We start from the raw sequence: 16,906 nt of genomic DNA, 5'->3' as shown, positions 1-16,906 counted from the left end.
GTTGAATTATGGAATGGATTAGACAAAAACTAGATCAATTTAAAGTGCCTTTTAATAAAGGTAATAAGTTAGAAAAGTATGCTCCGGCAATAAATGCATTGGATACTTTTTTATATACTCCAAATCATACTACCAAAAAAGGAGCCCATGTTAGGGATGCAGTAGATTTGAAGAGAACAATGATAACCGTAGTGCTGGCGTTAGTTCCCGCACTTATTTTTGGTATGTGGAATGGTGGATACCAGTATTTGCACCAGTTACCTGAATATGCAGATGGTGTACCTTTCTTGGAAGCTTTTATGCATGGAGCTTGGAAAATTCTTCCAATGATCGCAGTTTCTTATGGGGTTGGTTTAGGAATAGAGTTTGCCTTTGCTATCTTTAGAGGTCATGAGGTAAATGAAGGCTATTTGGTAACAGGACTTTTGATTCCTATGATTATGCCAATAGATATCCCATTGTGGATGGTGGCACTTTCTGTAATATTTGCCGTGATAATTGGTAAAGAAGCTTTTGGTGGTACAGGAATGAATATTCTTAACCCTGCATTAACAGCTCGTGCTTTTGCTTTCTTTGCATATCCAACATATATGTCTGGAAATAAGGTGTGGGTTAGTGAAGCATACAATGTAGATGGAGTTTCAGGGGAAACTATCTTAGGAACACTTGCATCTGCTGGTAAAGAGGTTGCGAATGTACCTTATACCGCTATGGATATGTTCTCGGGTGTTATTCCTGGGTCTATTGCAGAAACCTCTACAATTTGTATTCTAGCTGGAGCACTAATCTTAGTGCTCACAAAGGTTGGAAGTTGGAGAATTATTTTAAGTGCATTTATTGGAGCTGCAGTTATGGCATTAATTTTTAACGCACTTCCAAATATGGGAATTGAAGGGAATGCTCTAACAAATTTCCCTTGGTATCAGCATTTAATTATTGGTGGATTATCTTTTGGAATTGTATTTATGGCAACAGATCCTGTTTCTGCAGCACAAACTTTAAGAGGAAAATGGATTTATGGATTCCTAATCGGTTTATTTGCCGTGATGATTCGTGTATTCAATCCAGCATATCCAGAAGGGATAATGTTAGCAATATTATTAATGAATGTTTTTGCTCCGGTAATAGATCATTACGTAATTCAGGCAAACATTAATAGAAGAAAGAAAAGAGCGGTAACCGCCTCCGGACAAATTAAAACAGCAGTTTAGTTATGGAAGAAATACCAGTAAATAAAACGAACACCAACGGCTATACATTTATGTTTGCTATTATAATGGTGGTAGTGGTAGCAAGTGTGTTGGCTTTTACAGCTACAACACTACAGCCAATACAAAATGAAAATGTCCGACAAGAAAAGATGCAAAATATCTTAGCAACTGTTGGGATTGAGACTGAGAGAAGTGAAGCAGAAGAAAAATATAATAAATATATTACTGAAACTATCGCTTTGAATGAAGATGGTAGTATTAATGAGAAAGCAGATGCTTTTACTGTTGACCTTGCAAAAGAATTAAAGAAACCAGGTGTAGACCAAGTATATCCGTTATATATAGCAAATATAGAAGGATCTAAATATTATATTATTCCACTTAGAGGTAAAGGTCTGTGGGATGCTATCTGGGGATATGTTTCTTTAAAAGATGATGTTAATACAATTAAAGGTGCTGTTTTTGACCATAAAGGAGAAACTCCTGGGTTAGGTGCAGAGATCACTCAGACTTGGTTTAGAGAACGTTTTGCTGATGAAAAGATATTTGATGGAAGTGGTAATTTAATAGGGGTTTCTGTAGTTAAAGGAAACGTGGGTCCTTCAAATAAAGATGATAATAAAGTAGATGCAATTTCTGGAGCAACAATTACTGGAAATGGAGTTTCAGATATGATTTCTGAAAGACTGATACATTATTTACCTTATTTAAAACAGCAAAAAGATATTAAAGTAGCAATTCAGTAATTATGGCTATAGATACAAAACTAGCTTCTGAAGCAAAGGAAGCAAAGAAAAAAGAAATGATCTTATTTCTTTCTAATACTGAAGAAAGAGAGCATTTCTTATCAAAGAACAATCGTAAGTTATTAAGCGATCCTTTAAATGACAATAATCCAATTACCGTACAGGTTTTAGGTATTTGTTCTGCATTGGCAATTACGGTTCAATTAGAACCAGCAATTGTAATGGCTTTAGCCGTTACTGCAGTATTGGCATTTTCTAACATGATTGTTTCTTTAATTAGAAATCTTATCCCAAATAGAATTAGAATTATCGTTCAATTGGTAATTGTAGCCTCTTTGGTAATCTTGGTAGATCAAATATTAAAAGCTTATGCTTACGATGTAAGTAAGCAGCTTTCAGTATTCGTTGGTCTTATTATTACAAACTGTATTGTAATGGGACGTTTAGAAGCATTTGCTTTAGGGAACGGTGTTTATAAGTCTTTCCTTGATGGAATTGGAAACGCAGCAGGATATGGTGTAATCCTTATAATAGTTGCCTTCTTTAGAGAACTTCTTGGATCTGGTAAATTATTTGGATTTGAAGTATTAGGACATAAAGCAGCGGTTGCAGCAGAATCCACTGGATTGTATGCTTATGGATATGAGAATAACGGTTTAATGTTATTATCTCCTATGGCACTTATTGTAGTAGGTATCATTATCTGGGTACAACGTGCAAGAAACCGTAAATTAATTGAACAAAACTAACAGCGTTAAAGCACTATAAAATGGATTATATAAATTTATTTGTTAGAAGTATTTTCATAGAAAATATGATTTTTGCCTACTTTTTAGGAATGTGTTCCTACTTAGCGGTGTCAAAAACAGTAAAGACAGCAGTGGGTCTAGGTGCGGCAGTAATTTTTGTACTTGCTATCACTGTGCCAATCAACTTTTTGTTAGATCAATATTTACTTAGACCAGGAGCATTACAATGGTTAAATCCAGAATATGCTAATGTGGATCTTAGTTTCTTAAGTTTCATCATGTTTATTGCGGTAATTGCTTCAATGGTACAATTGGTTGAAATGGTCGTTGAAAAATTTGCTCCAGCTTTATACGGTGCATTGGGGATATTTTTACCGCTTATCGCAGTGAACTGCGCTATTCTAGGTGGATCTTTATTCATGCAACAAAAAAGTTTTACTGCAGTATCTGAAGCTATAACTTATGGTTTAGGAAGTGGTATTGGATGGTTCTTAGCTATACTTGCTATTGCAGCTATTAGAGAGAAAATTGCTTATTCAAATGTACCTGCTCCTTTAAAAGGATTGGGAATAACCTTTATTATTACAGGGTTAATGGCAATTGGATTTATGAGTTTTATGGGAATCGAATTATAATAAAAAGACACAACAATGACAGTTATTATAGCAAGTGTAGTAGTATTTTTAGTTCTAATACTCTTATTAGTTTCCATATTACTGGGCGCTAAAGCAAAGTTGGTGCCTTCTGGACCAGTTACTATAAGTGTAAATGGAGAAAAGGATCTAACAGTTGGATCTGGTGGAACCTTACTCTCGACATTAGGGGAGAATAAATTATTCTTACCATCTGCGTGTGGTGGTGGAGGAACATGTATCCAGTGTAAGTGTATAGTTACAGATGGTGGTGGAACAATCTTACCAACAGAAGAACCTCATTTCACAAGAAAAGAGATAGCTCAAGGCTGGAGACTTGGCTGCCAAGTTAAGGTAAAGGAAGATATGAAGATCCAAATTCCTGAAGAGGTCTTTGGTATCAAGAAATGGGAAGCTACTGTAGTTCGTAACTATAACGTGGCATCTTTTATCAAGGAATTCGTAGTAGAGATTCCTGAAGTAATGGACTACAAAGCAGGTGGATATATCCAAATTGAGATACCAAAATGTGAGGTGAAATTTGAAGATATGGATATTACTGCGCATCCAGATGAACACCCTGGAGAGCCAGATAAATTTAAAACAGAATGGGATAAATTCAAACTTTGGCCTTTAGTTATGAAAAATCCTGAAACAGTAGAACGTGCTTATTCCATGGCTTCTTATCCTGCTGAAGGTCGTGAAATCATGCTGAATGTGCGTGTAGCTGCACCTCCTTTTGATAGAGCAAAAAATGGTTGGATGGATGTTAATCCTGGGATTGCTTCTTCTTATATCTTCTCTAAAAAGAAAGGTGATAAAGTTGTTATTTCTGGACCTTATGGTGAATTCTTTATAAATGAAAGTGATTCTGAAATGCTTTATGTAGGTGGTGGAGCTGGTATGGCACCAATGAGATCTCACCTATACCATTTATTCAGAACTCTTGAAACAGGAAGAAAAGTGAGCTACTGGTATGGTGGACGATCTAAAAGAGAATTATTCTATACAGAACACTTTAGAGCATTAGAAAGAGATTTTCCAAACTTTAAATTTTACTTAGCTTTATCTGAACCAATGGAAGAAGATAATTGGAAAGTTAAAGATGGAATTGAAGGAGAAGGTGATGGATTTGTAGGATTTATTCATCAAGTTGTAATAGATAATTATTTACAATATCATGAAACTCCTGAGGATATCGAATATTATTTCTGTGGACCACCTTTAATGAACAAGGCTGTAGAAAAAATGACAGAAGATCTTGGAGTTCCTCCTGAAAATGTGAGATTTGATGATTTTGGTGGATAAACCATGATCTAAATTTAATATATAAAAAGACCGACCTATGTAAATAGTCGGTCTTTTTTTTGTAATATATTTCTTACTTCATTTAAAACGTTAAATAGAATACATCTTTCACATTTCTAATAATAATAATTCTTAGAAATAAATTCATATATAAATTTAACTAAAAATTTATATGGGATTTCCCCCGTTTTTTGTTTGGAACATACTGATAGGTCCATAAGTGAGAATATTTTAATATAACTTAATATGGATGTTTAATCTATAAATCTATCATTATGAAAAGAACTTTACTTTTAACGATTTTACTTATCGTATGGTCTATTACATTTTCTTTTGGCTATAACTGTCCGATAATAGATAGTACTTCTCAGTTTCTTTGTTCTTCAGAAGGAATTGGGAATGATTACCATAAACCAAGAATATCTGATCTTATAGCCACGGATGGAGGTGCCGGTATTTCTTGGTTTGAATCTTCTAACTCCACAGTGCCTTTGGAAAGTAATCATCTATTGGAATCCGGGATGCAGTATTATGCCGATAACTCATCAGGTACTTGTGGGAATAGAATTGCGGTTTTAATAACCATTAATGACGCTCCTAATGCTGGGGCTACTACATTTTTAACCTTTTGTTCTAATGACAGTCCTATCAACTTGCTTCCTTTGATAAAACCTTCAATATTAGGTCCTCCAGATACAGGTGGTAGATTTTTCCCTGCATTAGCAAGTGGAACCACTGTCTTTGATGCTTCTTTCGATAAAGCAGGTCAATATAAATATCAGGTCCTTAGTAATACAGGGTTATGCCCTGCGGATGATTCTTATATTTATATTTCAATTAAACCATCGGGAAATGCAGGTGAGGATGGGAATATTACTATAGATGACCCAGATTCTAAGGTAGATCTTTTTACTGTTTTAAATGGCACACCAGATATTGGTGGGAGTTGGAGTCCCGCTTTAGTAAGTGGAAGTGGGATATTTGATCCAAAAGAAGATGATTTTGGAGAATATATCTATACGATAGTTTCATCCAACGGCTGTCAGGATTCATCAATGGTAACGGTACAGAATTTTTCGGATCCCTTACCAGAACCGTGTCCTATTGTAAGTAATACTTCTCAGTCCTTTTGTTCATCAGAAGGTGTAGGGAATGATTACCATAAACCGCGTATATCTGATCTTATAGCTACCGATGGAGGTGCAGGTATTTCTTGGTTCGAATCTTCTAACTCCACAGTGCCTTTGGAAAATTTACATCTCTTGGAATCTGGTAAACAGTATTATGCCGATAACTCATTAGGTACCTGTGGGAATAGAATTGCGGTATTAATAACCATTAATGATGCTCCTAATGCTGGAGCTACTACATTTTTAACCTTTTGTTTAAATGACAATCCTACCGATTTACTGCCCTTGATAAAACCTTCAATATTAGGTCCGCCAGACCTTGGGGGTACATTTTTCCCTGCATTAGCAAGTGGTACTACTATATATGATCCATCCGTCGATAAAACAGGTCAATATAGATATGTAGTGACTAGTACCACTGGACTATGTCCAACTGATGATGCTTATATTTATATAAATATTACAAATTGTGATTCGGAGAAAGCATATGTAAATGAAGTATCGATATATCCAAACCCAAGCAATGGGAGGTTTGAAATTAAAGAACTTAAACAAACGCATATTAAGTCGGTGAATATATATGATTTAAATGGTAAAAAAATTAAAGAATATAATCTACATCCAGAACAAGACTTACCAGTTCTTGATTTGTCCAATTCAAAATCTGGCATGTACATTGCTGAATTTATTACTTCTAAAGGTATAATTACTAAGAAAATAATAAAAAGATAATTTTATTATATGTAGATAAAATGGCTCGAATTTTTCGAGCCATTTTTTATTAGCTAATTGCCATTTATTGTATTTTTGATTACTATGAAAGATAATTTAACAGATCAAGAACTTCATAATCTTGCTATGAATATCGTAGGTAAGGAGTTGGAAGATAATGGCTTTGAGTTTCTAGGAGTGAATAGTCAATTGAAACGAAACCCTCAATTTGTTACTTTAAAAGATACCAAGTTGAGTTTTGTAATTGTTCGAGCTATCCCGTACCCAGTAGATCCTAAGTATTACGATCCTCAATTAATGAAGAGTATCAAGGACCATGCATTAAAATTTAATGCTAAAACCTTTTATGCTGGAGTGGGACTTGCAAATTCGATAGATTACGATAAACCTGTTCTAAAAGATGAAGCTTATACCGTTAATTATGAAGGATTACAAGAGATATAATTTAAGGAGATTGCTATTCTTATTTGTTATTGGACTTCTAGTGTCCAGTTGTTCTAAAAAGCAAGAGGCTCAAGTATTTGTTGGGGAAGCCTTAGGAACAACTTATCAAGTGAAGTTCTTTCATGTAACCGAACTGCAAATTCAAATGGGATTAGATTCTATTTTTAAGAGGATCAATAAATCGATGAGTACGTATCAACCCGATTCAGATATTTCTAAGATTAATGCGGGGGATACAAGTATTGTAGTTGACAAAAATTTTAGGGATGTATTTAAAGCTTCGGAAAAGATATATCTGGAAAGCAATGGCTTTTTTGATCCGACTGTAGGGAACTTAGTGAATGCATATGGCTTTGGACCAGAAAGAAGAGAGGAAAGCTTAAATGACCATGTAATAGACTCTATGATGCAGTATGTAGGCTTGGATAAGATCAAGCTTTTGTCTAATAATAGAGTTATTAAGAATCAATCTGAAATCTATCTAGATTTTAATGCAATAGCTAAAGGATTTACGGTAGATGTGATTGCTGACTATTTGAATTACAAAGGTGTAAATAACTACCTCGTGGAAGTAGGAGGAGAGCTTGTGGCAAAGGGCGTTAATTTAGAATCTGATGAGGCCTGGGTAGTTGCGATAGATGATCCATTACAGACTGAAGGGAATCGTGTTTTTAAAGCAACACTCTACTTAAAAAATAAAGGTATGGCAACCTCAGGGAACTACAGAAAATTTAGATTAGATTCCGTATCTGGACAAAGGTACGTTCACACTATAAACCCAATTACAGGGAGATCTGAGAAAAGTAATTTATTAAGTGCATCTGTTATAGCTAAAAATTGCACTTTGGCCGATGGATATGCAACTGCTTTTATGGCCTTAGGCTTGGAGCGTTCTCAAGAAATGCTATCTAGAATTGAGGATGTGGAAGTTTATTTTATTTATTCGGAAGAAAATGAAGAGGTGAAAGTATTTAGTACTCCTGGATTTTCAGAAGTATTAAGACCAGAGAAATAATTTACTTAGTACAAACTGGAATAATTTCTCCTTTTGCTAAACGATATTTATCTATTTCTGAAGCATTTAAAGAATTGGTATAATCTACTTCCTGCACATTAAAACCGATGCTTCTTAATTTGTCAAAATAATCCCGTCCATAAACTCGAACATGATCATATTGCCCAAAGATCCTAGCTCTTTCTTTTTTAGACGTAATAGAATTATCTTCAAAAGTGACAGCTCTGCTAAGATCTTGCGGGATTTGTAAAATTGCAGTTCCGCCAGGTTCCAGAACTCTATAAAGTTCTTGCATCGCTTTTGTATCATCTGGGATATGTTCCAGTACATGGTTGCAAAGAATGAAATTGAAAGAATTATCTTTAAAAGGAAGGTTACAAATATCGGCTTTTACGTCTGCTAAAGGAGAATTGAGATCTGTTGTAGTGTACTCTAAATTTTTCATTTTTTTAAACCGCTTATAAAAAGCTTGTTCTGGTGCAAAATGTAATAATTTAATTCTTTCAGTAAAGAGACCAGTGTCATTTTTTAAGTAGAGCCATAATAGGCGATGCCTCTCTAAAGATAAAGTGGAAGGAGAAAGCACATTTTCTCGCTGTTGCTCATATCCATAAGGTAAAAACTTCCGAAAGGATTTACCATCAATTGGATCTGTGTACTTTGAGCCCCTTAAGCTTAAAGCAATTACAGGCCTAATTAAATAACTCGCTCTAATTAATAACGGTCTTGGAATTTTATTCAGAAAAAATTTAAATACCTTTTGGATCATACTTCAATATCACCCCAATTTTCTCCAGATTTTATTCTGTATAACTGCATTTCTGAAACTCCAAATTGCTTAGCTAATATTCTTATTCTGGTTTTTCTATTTGGATCTAGTAATTTCTTTTTCAAAATCACTGCTTGTGCATAGCTCAATTTAGAATAGGAGGTAACCTGTCTAAGTTTACGCTTCATTTTGTTCTCCTTCACATTAGGATTCCCAAATTGATGTTTTGTCCATTCTTCTTTGTTGGTCCAAGCTAAATTGGAAACTGCATTTTCCTGTTTCTTGTAATTTTTATGGATAACAAAAAGGTCGTCTTCTTTCTTTTCCAGAAAACATTCAGCGATTATTCTATGGAAATAGTAATTCTTCTTTTTACCAGTTTTGAGCATTACCACAAAAGATAAATATCCTGCAGTTCTACCACCTTTAATAAGTTCTCCTTCGGGATTTTTAACGAAACTTATTACTCTTCCATAGTTGGAAATTTTGTACACAAATCTCTCCTGCCATGACTCATCATGATAGGTTACCCATTGTTCTTGTCGGAAATTTTTAACCATAAACTTTAGATCTAAATTTGTCTTCTTCGTTACTTGTAATTCCTAATGCATCATAGATATACTTAAAGGTAGAAAGCAGTTCTGGCTTTCCATCTACCAAAGCAACATCATGTTCAAAATGTGCACTCGGTTTATTATCTGCAGTTAAAATTGTCCAGCCATCTTTAAGCTGATTTATATTTTTTGTTCCTAAATTGATCATAGGCTCTATAGCTACAACCATTCCTTCCACAAATTTTTTCCCGCGGCCTCTTTTACCATAATTAGGCATTTCTGGATCTTCATGCATTGTTTTACCCAAACCATGGCCTACTAATTCTCTTACTACGCCATAACCACGATCTTCACAATATTTTTGAATGGCGTATCCAACGTCACCTACTCTTTTACCAGCTCTAAACTCATTAATGCCTTCATAAAGTGATTCTTTAGTTACTTGTAACAATTTTTTTGTTTCATCTGCAACTTCTCCTATAGGAAAAGTATAAGCATGATCTCCATAATATCCATTTTTTATGGCTCCACAGTCAATAGAAATAATATCACCTTCAACCAAGGGAGTATTATTTGGAATTCCATGAACTACCTGTGCATTTGGACTCATGCATAAAGTGTTTGGGAAATCATATAAGCCCAAGAAACCAGGAATTGCATTTTGTTCTCTGATGAACTCTTCTGCTAATTTGTCTAATTTTAAAGTAGTAACCCCTGGTTTTATTTCAGAAGCTAACATTCCTAAGGTTCTTGAAACTACCAAAGCACTCTCACGCATTAATTCTATTTCTTCTTTGGTTTTGACTATAATCATAATTTCGATTTAATATAATTCAGGATTCGTTTACTAGAACTATCTCTTTTCCTTGTATTTGTAAACTTTGCTTTTTCTGGGGAGGATGCTAAATCATGATAAATTTCACCCCAACCACGAAGTCCGCCAATATTTCTATCGTCTATAAAAATGTCTGCCTGAATTTTTCTGCTCAGGGATTCATCGTATAACTCTTCGGGGTAACTTTTATTTATAGCGTAAAACTCAATGCCTTTTTGCTTACAGAATTCTACGGCTTCTTGTAATTCTCTACCAGACCTATAAGTCCAAAGAATTAACAAAAGTCCATCTTTCTGCAAATGCAGTAAAGTCTCTAAAGCAAAAAGTATAGGTTTCCCTATTTTGGGATACCTATTTTCTACTATGGTTCCATCAAAATCTACAGCAATCGTTTTAGTACTATGCATGCTGTAAAATTAATAAGAAATATGCGTTAATAAAATTCACAATATGTAGGGATATTCGTGTTATTTATTAGTCTGCATAGGAATTCTTGTACTCTTCTCCAGAAACGATTTTAGCAAAATCTTCTTCTATAGATTCTCTTGGATACTCTACAAAACGATTCACCTCTTTTCCATCCTTTAGAAAGATCACAGTTGGAACTCTATTTAAATCAAATTCTTTTTCAATATTGTCTGTTGTAGTCTTTTGTCTATTTACTCCATAAAAAGTAAGTTTAGACATATCATAACCAGCTTCATCTAGAATCTTAAATACTTTAGGGGTTTCCCTTCTGCTATCTGGACACCAGGTTCCCATAAAAGCTATTATTTCATAATCTGAAATATTCTCTTTAATAGTTGCCATTGCTTCCGCAGATGGATTAAACTCAGTATATCCTTGATTGAACCATTTTGAAAATGCTTCCTGCTCAAGATCTGTTTTATCAAATTCTCCTACTAACATTCCTTGTTGCATATTAGATTTAGTTTCTGTATCAATAGCAACTTCCGAAGAGCTACTTGTTGAAGTTGATGTTGTAGATTCAGTTGTATTTGTGGTTTTACTAGTATTGCCACAACTTGCTAAAAATGCGAATGATAAAAGGTATAAACTAATTTTCATATTATTCTGTTTATTTTAAATTAAAGGCTTTTGGGTCATTAATTCTGGTTGGGTAATACCCATTAACTTAAGGATAGTCGGTGCTATATCTCCCAAATTACCATTTTTAATGGATTTTATATCCTTGTCTACTAATATTACTGGTACTGGACTAATAGTATGGGATGTATTAGGCGATCCATTTTCATTCATCATTACCTCACAATTACCATGATCTGCAATTACTAAAATGCTATAATCATTATCAATAGCGGCTTCTATTACTTTTTGTGCACATTCATCTACCACCTCGCAAGCTTTTACTGCAGCTTCCATTACTCCGGTATGACCTACCATATCTGGGTTAGCAAAATTAAGACATACAAAGTCTGTTTTTTGGGAGTTTAACTCAGGAATTATTTTATCCCGAATTTCATAAGCACTCATCTCTGGTTGAAGATCGTAGGTAGCAACTTTTGGAGAATTACACATGATGCGCGTTTCCCCTTTAAATGGTTTTTCTCTTCCGCCAGAAAAGAAGAAAGTTACGTGAGGATACTTCTCTGTTTCGGCAATTCTAATTTGAGTTTTCCCCATATATTCCAATACTTCACCTAACGTGGTCTTGATATTCTCTTTTTTGAAGACAATATTTATATTGGTAAAACTATCATCGTATTTAGTTAAAGTAACATAATACAAAGGCATTTTCTTCATAGAAAACTGTGGCATATCTTCCTGAGATAGTACCTGTGTCAATTGTCGTCCTCTGTCTGTTCTAAAGTTGAAGAAAATTACAACTTCATCATCTTTTAAAGTAGCAACTGGTTGTCCAGATTCATTGGTGAGTACTATAGGCTCAATAAATTCATCTGTAACTCCTTTTTTATAACTTTCTGAAATTGCTTCAACAGCATTGGTAGTTTTGTGTCCTATTCCAGATACAATAAGATCATATGCTTTCTTAACCCGTTCCCAACGCTTATCCCTATCCATTGCAAAGTATCTTCCTATTACTGAAGCTAATTTGCTATTTGTTTTTGCTAGATGTTCTTCAATTTCAGCAATAAAATTCACTCCAGATTTTGGGTCTACATCACGACCATCTGTAAATGCATGAACATATTTTTCTTTTACTCCAAACTCTTCCGCAGCACTTAACAATCCTTTTAAATGATTAATATGGGAATGAACTCCACCATCACTAAGAAGACCCATAAAATGAATAGGCTTGTTGTTCCTTAAAGCATAATCAAAAGCTTGTTCTAAAACAGGTTCACTTATTAGACTATTATTTTGAACTGCCAGATTGATCTTTGCTAAATCCTGATATACAATTCTTCCTGCACCCAAGTTCATATGGCCAACTTCACTATTTCCCATTTGCCCTTCTGGTAAACCTACATTCATTCCGTGGGTTAACAACTGTGCGTTAGGATAGTTTTTAAAAAGACTATCTATAAAGGGAGTGTTAGCTCTTGAAATAGCAGAGACTTTAGGATCTTGAGTTATTCCCCAACCATCCAAAATCATAAGAATTACTTTTTTATTCATAGTTACTTATAAGCGGGTAAAGATATAAACTATATGTAGCCTTGTTAAAATAGTCCTATTAATATTTTATTAAAACTTAATATTTTTCTGACGAGTTTTTATTTCAGAATTTATTATTGAATTTCAAGAAAGTTTTAATTTTTTTGAATACAAAGTGCATCCTTGCATTTAAAAAATGTTAAAATTCAAAGTACACCAGTCTTTTAGTTTTCTTAATTTTTATTTAAGAGTTTGTGAAATAAAAAACAAAAGATTTCGTTATCCTAACTGTTGTATTCTATAAAGTAAGATTTAATTATTTGAATACAAGCAAATTATAAAATTTTATAGCCAAAAGGTAAATTAAATCCGATGTAAGGTATTGTTTGATTTAATTTTAGTAAGTTGGCATAATATTTGGAAAAAATTAACTTTTATATAACTTATTATCTTTTTATGACTTATAAAATTCTATCCGTAATAACTTTCCTTACTTTTTCATTTGCATTTACCACTACAGAGAACCTTGAGGCGACGAATATCGCAGGGGAACCTGTTGCAATCATGGAACCTAATGAAGTTAATTTAACTGTAGAAGAAGAAATTAATAAGACCTACACAGATTTTGTTGAGAATAATAATAGTGTGCCAGACTTAGATAGTTTTAAAAACGGAATGATGGGATACTATAAGTTGTCTAATCAAAATGCAGTTCAAAAAAATATTCTTACAATTATAGATTTCACTCTTTCCTCTACTAAAAAAAGAATGTGGGTTTTAGATATAAGCAATAATAAAGTTCTATTCAACACTGTTGTAGCTCATGGAAAAAATACGGGTAATGAGTTTGCTACCCAATTTTCTAATAAGGTTAATTCCTTGCAGAGTTCTTTAGGTTTCTATGTTACAGGAGAAACTTATTATGGTAAAAATGGATATTCCATGTTTATAGATGGAATGGAAAAGGAATTTAATTCTAAGGCTCGGGAACGTTATGTAGTTGTTCACGGTGCCAGTTATGCTAATCCTTCTTTTGCGAATAAATTAGGAAGATTAGGGAGAAGTTATGGCTGTCCTGCTTTGCCCACCGCACTTACTAATGACATCATAGATGTTATAAAAGACAAGTCGGTTATTTACATTCACTCTGCAGATAAAACCTATTTAAAGAATTCTGAAATGATCAAGGCTTAGAAATCTTGTTTAATTCATCTATGATCTTTTCGTCGTAATTGTAAATGTCTTCTGTAAATCTAGATTTTCCATTTTCTAACCATGCAGTCCAATACAAATGATGCACCATCACTCGTTGTTGCATCCTGACTTCTGTGAGCTTTCCTGTTTCTAGAATTTTATTAATTTTTTCTGTTTTATAGGTTGGCTGATCGCTCAATAAATATTCAGCAAGTTCCATTACATGTTCTACTCTGATACAACCGGAACTTTGCGCTCTGGAGTTCCGTGAAAAAAGAGATTTGGAAGGCGTGTCGTGTAAATAGATCAAGTGTTTGTTGGGGTAAATAATTTTCACTTTGCCCAGCGGATTAGAGCTTCCAGGTTTTTGTCTATAAGTATAGGATTTTACATTATTGCTTTTCCAATCCACTTCACTTGGATCCAGCTTTACTCCATTGGAACTATAAACGTCTATATTTTTTCGTTTAAGGTAATTTGGATCTTTTCTCGCTCCGGGAATCACATCCTTTGTCTTTATAGTAGGAGGAATGGTCCAATTGGGATTAAAAACAATGTATTTGATTTCTTCTGAAAAGATTGGTGTTTTTCTAACATCGGTACCAACCATCGTTTTATAACTTTTCACGACCCCATTATCCTTCACGACATCTAAATGATAATTAGCGATGTTTACTAAGATGTAATGCTCTCCTAGTTCTCTAGGATACCAGCGCCAACGTTCTAGATTAGCTAAAACCTGATTATAGCGGGCATAATAATCTATATTCAGTAACTTTATTGTGCTGTTACCAATAACGCCATCAGATAATAAACCATTTTCAAGCTGAATTTGTTTTATAGCTTCCTGTACCTCTTGGGAATAATCATTACTAAATGGATCTATATCTTTTAAATATCCTAAAACCATTAATCGGAATTTAATCTTAGTTAATCTAGTATCTTGCATTCCTGGCTTTATCATTTCGCCACCCTCAATCTCCTTAAATTCATCGGAGTCTTTCATCTTCACTTTATATTCCTTTAATGAAATTATAAGTTGCTTATAAACAGGATTGTTTGGTCGTACTTTATTAAATGCAAAATCTAGATCATTTTTAGTAAGTGCATCATTAAGTAGTTGGCTAAGATTGGCTTGATTTTTAGGAAGATCGAAGATCTCATGAATTTTTTTAGGATCGGTTTTACCATTTAATAAGTGACTACTAAATTTGAAAAAGGCATCAGTAAGTAGAAGATCATATCTGCTCTTATCATTAGTGTCTTTGGAATCTAAACTTAATTCTAAAGCTTCAATTTCATCGCCATGATATTCTCTAAAATATAAGCCTTCAGCTTCAGCCTTTTTTAGAGTTTCAATAAAATTATTCCGAAATGCATTATTACTCCAAACAGGTGCATATTCTCTTTCAGTATAGAACTTAGTCACAGAATCGTTGAAAAATAAATCTTCAGATTTAAAGCTTGAGAGAATTTTTGAAATAGATTTTTTAGTCCCGAGTGGAGTATTCTCAGGAATTTCCTGAGGATGCTCAATTAAAGTGGTTTCTTCGTTGGTGTTTTTACAACTTAAAATTCCAAGCGAAACAACTAGCGATATAAGCAACACCTTCTTAGTAACAAGATCTAATGTTTTTAATAAATTCATATTTCTATTTATTCTTGCTTTTGAAATGTTTGAACATTACAATATGGTCACAAACTCCTGGGACTTCAAAAGTTTGTCCGACGCTTTTGTAGCTGTGTTTTTTATAAAAATTAATAGCAGTAACCCGAGCATTAAACCATAAAAATGGATCTTGTTCTTCTTTATTAATTTTGGATTCCCCTTCTTTTAAAAGCAAGCTACCTAAACCTTGTCCTTTAAATTCACTTAGAATTGCCAATCCTCGAAGCTGAAATTGAGAAATTGAATCAAAATAGGGGTTGCTGTTTTTCATAAAACTAGCAACCCCTATTAAATTTTTATCCTTATAAAGTCCTAGGTGGAATGTTCCTTTAGAATTATCTCCAGTGAAGTAACACTCTGTAACAGGTCTTCCAGGTCTCAAAACTTCATTTCTCACTGTATATGTAGCGCTAGCAGAAATTAATCGGATAGTGAATGTAGCGCTCATGTTAAAAATTAACTAGCTAAGACGTCTCTGTATTCTTTGATTTCATCAAATTTAACTTCAGCAAAAGGGCAAAGAGGATCAATTTTATAATTATTCTCTCTGGCGTATTCCACACTTCTTTCTAAAAGTTTAGATGCCAATCCCTTTCCTTCCAATTCAGATCTCGTCTCTGTATGGTCTATTACTAAAACACCATTATCTTGCTTTGAGTAAGTGAGTTCAGAAGTTATTCCTTTATCATCCTCCATATAGAACATACCTCTAGTATCGTTCTCTTTGTGTTTTATATCCTGATTCATAGTTTATGGTTTAAATACACCGTCTACAATTCCGTATGAAATAGATTCATCTGCATCCATCCAGTGATCACGGTTAAAATCTTTCTTTACTTTTTCAATTTTCTGTCCACAGTTTTCAGCAAGGATCTCCGCACTAATTTCTTTTATTTTTAAAATTTCTGCAGCTTGAATTTCTATGTTTGAAGCTTGTCCACGAGCTCCTCCACTTGGTTGGTGAATCATCACTTTAGCCAATGGTTGTATGAATCTTCTTCCTTTAGTTCCTCCAGAAAGCAAAATTGATCCCATAGATGCCGCTAATCCACTACAAATAGTAGAAATTGGACTTCTTAAGGATTTCATAGTATCATAAACTGCAAATCCATCGGTTACGAAACCTCCGGGGCTATTTATAAATAATTGGATTTCTTTATCTGAAATTGCATCTAAATAAAGTAATCTATCTATCACATGCTTAGCAGATTTACCATCTACTTGTCCCCACATAAATATCTTGCGTTGCTCTATGAATTTTTCGTCTATAAGGTCTTGGATTTTTCCAGGTTTATTTTTCATGAGTATTTTATTCTGATTTTTAATTCAAGCTAAAAT

General features: G+C 33.8%; 19 protein-coding genes. 9 read left to right on the top strand and 10 right to left on the bottom strand.

Annotated elements, in window-relative coordinates:
• Positions 1–8 precede the first annotated feature (8 nt).
• From I130_RS10320 to I130_RS10285, 8 genes are all read left to right on the top strand, one after another.
• On the top strand, positions 9–1,211 hold the full coding sequence (locus tag I130_RS10320) for an NADH:ubiquinone reductase (Na(+)-transporting) subunit B (RefSeq protein WP_034922625.1): 1,203 nt from the start codon (positions 9–11) through the stop codon (positions 1,209–1,211).
• Between the two features lie 2 nt (positions 1,212–1,213).
• Complete coding sequence (locus I130_RS10315; RefSeq protein WP_034922622.1) at positions 1,214–1,957, top strand: Na(+)-translocating NADH-quinone reductase subunit C; 744 nt, start codon at positions 1,214–1,216, stop codon at positions 1,955–1,957.
• A 2-nt stretch (positions 1,958–1,959) separates the two neighbouring features.
• Positions 1,960–2,706, top strand: coding sequence for an NADH:ubiquinone reductase (Na(+)-transporting) subunit D (locus I130_RS10310; RefSeq protein WP_034922619.1), 747 nt, complete (start codon positions 1,960–1,962; stop codon positions 2,704–2,706).
• Positions 2,707–2,726: 20 nt separating this feature from the next.
• Positions 2,727–3,341 (top strand): NADH:ubiquinone reductase (Na(+)-transporting) subunit E, encoded by a 615-nt coding sequence (nqrE, locus tag I130_RS10305; protein ID WP_034922616.1) that lies wholly within the window; start codon positions 2,727–2,729, stop codon positions 3,339–3,341.
• A 15-nt stretch (positions 3,342–3,356) separates the two neighbouring features.
• Positions 3,357–4,646 (top strand): NADH:ubiquinone reductase (Na(+)-transporting) subunit F, encoded by a 1,290-nt coding sequence (gene nqrF, locus I130_RS10300; RefSeq protein ID WP_034922612.1) that lies wholly within the window; start codon positions 3,357–3,359, stop codon positions 4,644–4,646.
• A gap of 275 nt (positions 4,647–4,921) precedes the next feature.
• Entirely contained in the window at positions 4,922–6,508 is a 1,587-nt protein-coding gene (locus I130_RS10295; protein ID WP_034922609.1) for a T9SS type A sorting domain-containing protein, read from the top strand.
• Between the two features lie 84 nt (positions 6,509–6,592).
• Positions 6,593–6,952 carry a hypothetical protein gene (locus I130_RS10290; protein WP_034922606.1) on the top strand — a complete coding sequence of 120 codons (360 nt, stop codon included), beginning with the start codon at positions 6,593–6,595 and terminating at the stop codon, positions 6,950–6,952.
• Entirely contained in the window at positions 6,930–7,967 is a 1,038-nt protein-coding gene (locus I130_RS10285) for an FAD:protein FMN transferase (protein ID WP_034922602.1), read from the top strand. Before I130_RS10290 ends, I130_RS10285 begins: the two co-directional genes overlap by 23 nt.
• A 1-nt stretch (position 7,968) precedes the next feature.
• On the opposite strand, the gene I130_RS10280 is transcribed toward I130_RS10285, so the two are convergent.
• The 6 genes from I130_RS10280 to gpmI all read right to left on the bottom strand — a co-directional run bounded on the left by I130_RS10280 (position 7,969) and on the right by gpmI (position 12,726).
• Entirely contained in the window at positions 7,969–8,736 is a 768-nt protein-coding gene (locus I130_RS10280; protein ID WP_034922599.1) for a class I SAM-dependent methyltransferase, read from the bottom strand.
• On the bottom strand, positions 8,733–9,296 hold the full coding sequence (locus I130_RS10275) for an NUMOD4 domain-containing protein (protein ID WP_034922597.1): 564 nt from the start codon (positions 9,294–9,296) through the stop codon (positions 8,733–8,735). The genes I130_RS10280 and I130_RS10275 overlap by 4 nt, the downstream gene beginning before the upstream one ends.
• Positions 9,289–10,104 (bottom strand): type I methionyl aminopeptidase, encoded by an 816-nt coding sequence (map, locus tag I130_RS10270; protein ID WP_034922593.1) that lies wholly within the window; start codon positions 10,102–10,104, stop codon positions 9,289–9,291. The genes I130_RS10275 and map overlap by 8 nt, the downstream gene beginning before the upstream one ends.
• Positions 10,101–10,532, bottom strand: coding sequence for a BT0820 family HAD-type phosphatase (locus I130_RS10265; protein WP_034922590.1), 432 nt, complete (start codon positions 10,530–10,532; stop codon positions 10,101–10,103). The genes map and I130_RS10265 overlap by 4 nt, the downstream gene beginning before the upstream one ends.
• 67 nt (positions 10,533–10,599) lie before the next feature.
• Positions 10,600–11,193: a thioredoxin family protein gene (locus I130_RS10260; protein WP_034922587.1), complete on the bottom strand. Its 594-nt coding sequence runs from the start codon at positions 11,191–11,193 to the stop codon at positions 10,600–10,602.
• 15 nt (positions 11,194–11,208) lie between these two features.
• Positions 11,209–12,726 (bottom strand): 2,3-bisphosphoglycerate-independent phosphoglycerate mutase, encoded by a 1,518-nt coding sequence (gpmI, locus tag I130_RS10255; RefSeq protein WP_034922584.1) that lies wholly within the window; start codon positions 12,724–12,726, stop codon positions 11,209–11,211.
• Between the two features lie 435 nt (positions 12,727–13,161).
• Between gpmI and I130_RS10250 the strand changes: the two genes are divergently transcribed.
• Positions 13,162–13,899: a murein L,D-transpeptidase catalytic domain family protein gene (locus I130_RS10250; protein WP_034922582.1), complete on the top strand. Its 738-nt coding sequence runs from the start codon at positions 13,162–13,164 to the stop codon at positions 13,897–13,899.
• Here I130_RS10250 and I130_RS10245 read toward each other — a convergent pair.
• The 4 genes from I130_RS10245 to I130_RS10230 are packed head-to-tail and all read right to left on the bottom strand — an operon-like array spanning position 13,889 to position 16,870.
• The gene (locus tag I130_RS10245) at positions 13,889–15,547 is read right to left on the bottom strand and encodes a murein L,D-transpeptidase (RefSeq protein WP_034922579.1); all 1,659 of its coding nucleotides are present in this window, start codon (positions 15,545–15,547) and stop codon (positions 13,889–13,891) included. The two genes, I130_RS10250 and I130_RS10245, sit on opposite strands and share 11 nt — an antisense overlap.
• Positions 15,548–15,551: 4 nt before the next feature.
• Positions 15,552–16,016, bottom strand: a complete 465-nt coding sequence (locus I130_RS10240; protein ID WP_034922576.1) for a GNAT family N-acetyltransferase — start codon at positions 16,014–16,016, stop codon at positions 15,552–15,554.
• Between the two features lie 8 nt (positions 16,017–16,024).
• Positions 16,025–16,315, bottom strand: a complete 291-nt coding sequence (locus I130_RS10235) for a GNAT family N-acetyltransferase (RefSeq protein ID WP_034922572.1) — start codon at positions 16,313–16,315, stop codon at positions 16,025–16,027.
• Positions 16,316–16,318: 3 nt separating this feature from the next.
• On the bottom strand, positions 16,319–16,870 hold the full coding sequence (locus I130_RS10230) for a ClpP family protease (protein ID WP_034922569.1): 552 nt from the start codon (positions 16,868–16,870) through the stop codon (positions 16,319–16,321).
• Positions 16,871–16,906 lie beyond the last annotated feature (36 nt).

It is taken from the genome of Gillisia sp. CAL575 (genome assembly GCF_000403785.1).
Lineage (GTDB): Bacteria > Bacteroidota > Bacteroidia > Flavobacteriales > Flavobacteriaceae > Gillisia.
This window is presented reverse-complemented; position numbering and strand designations above follow the sequence as displayed.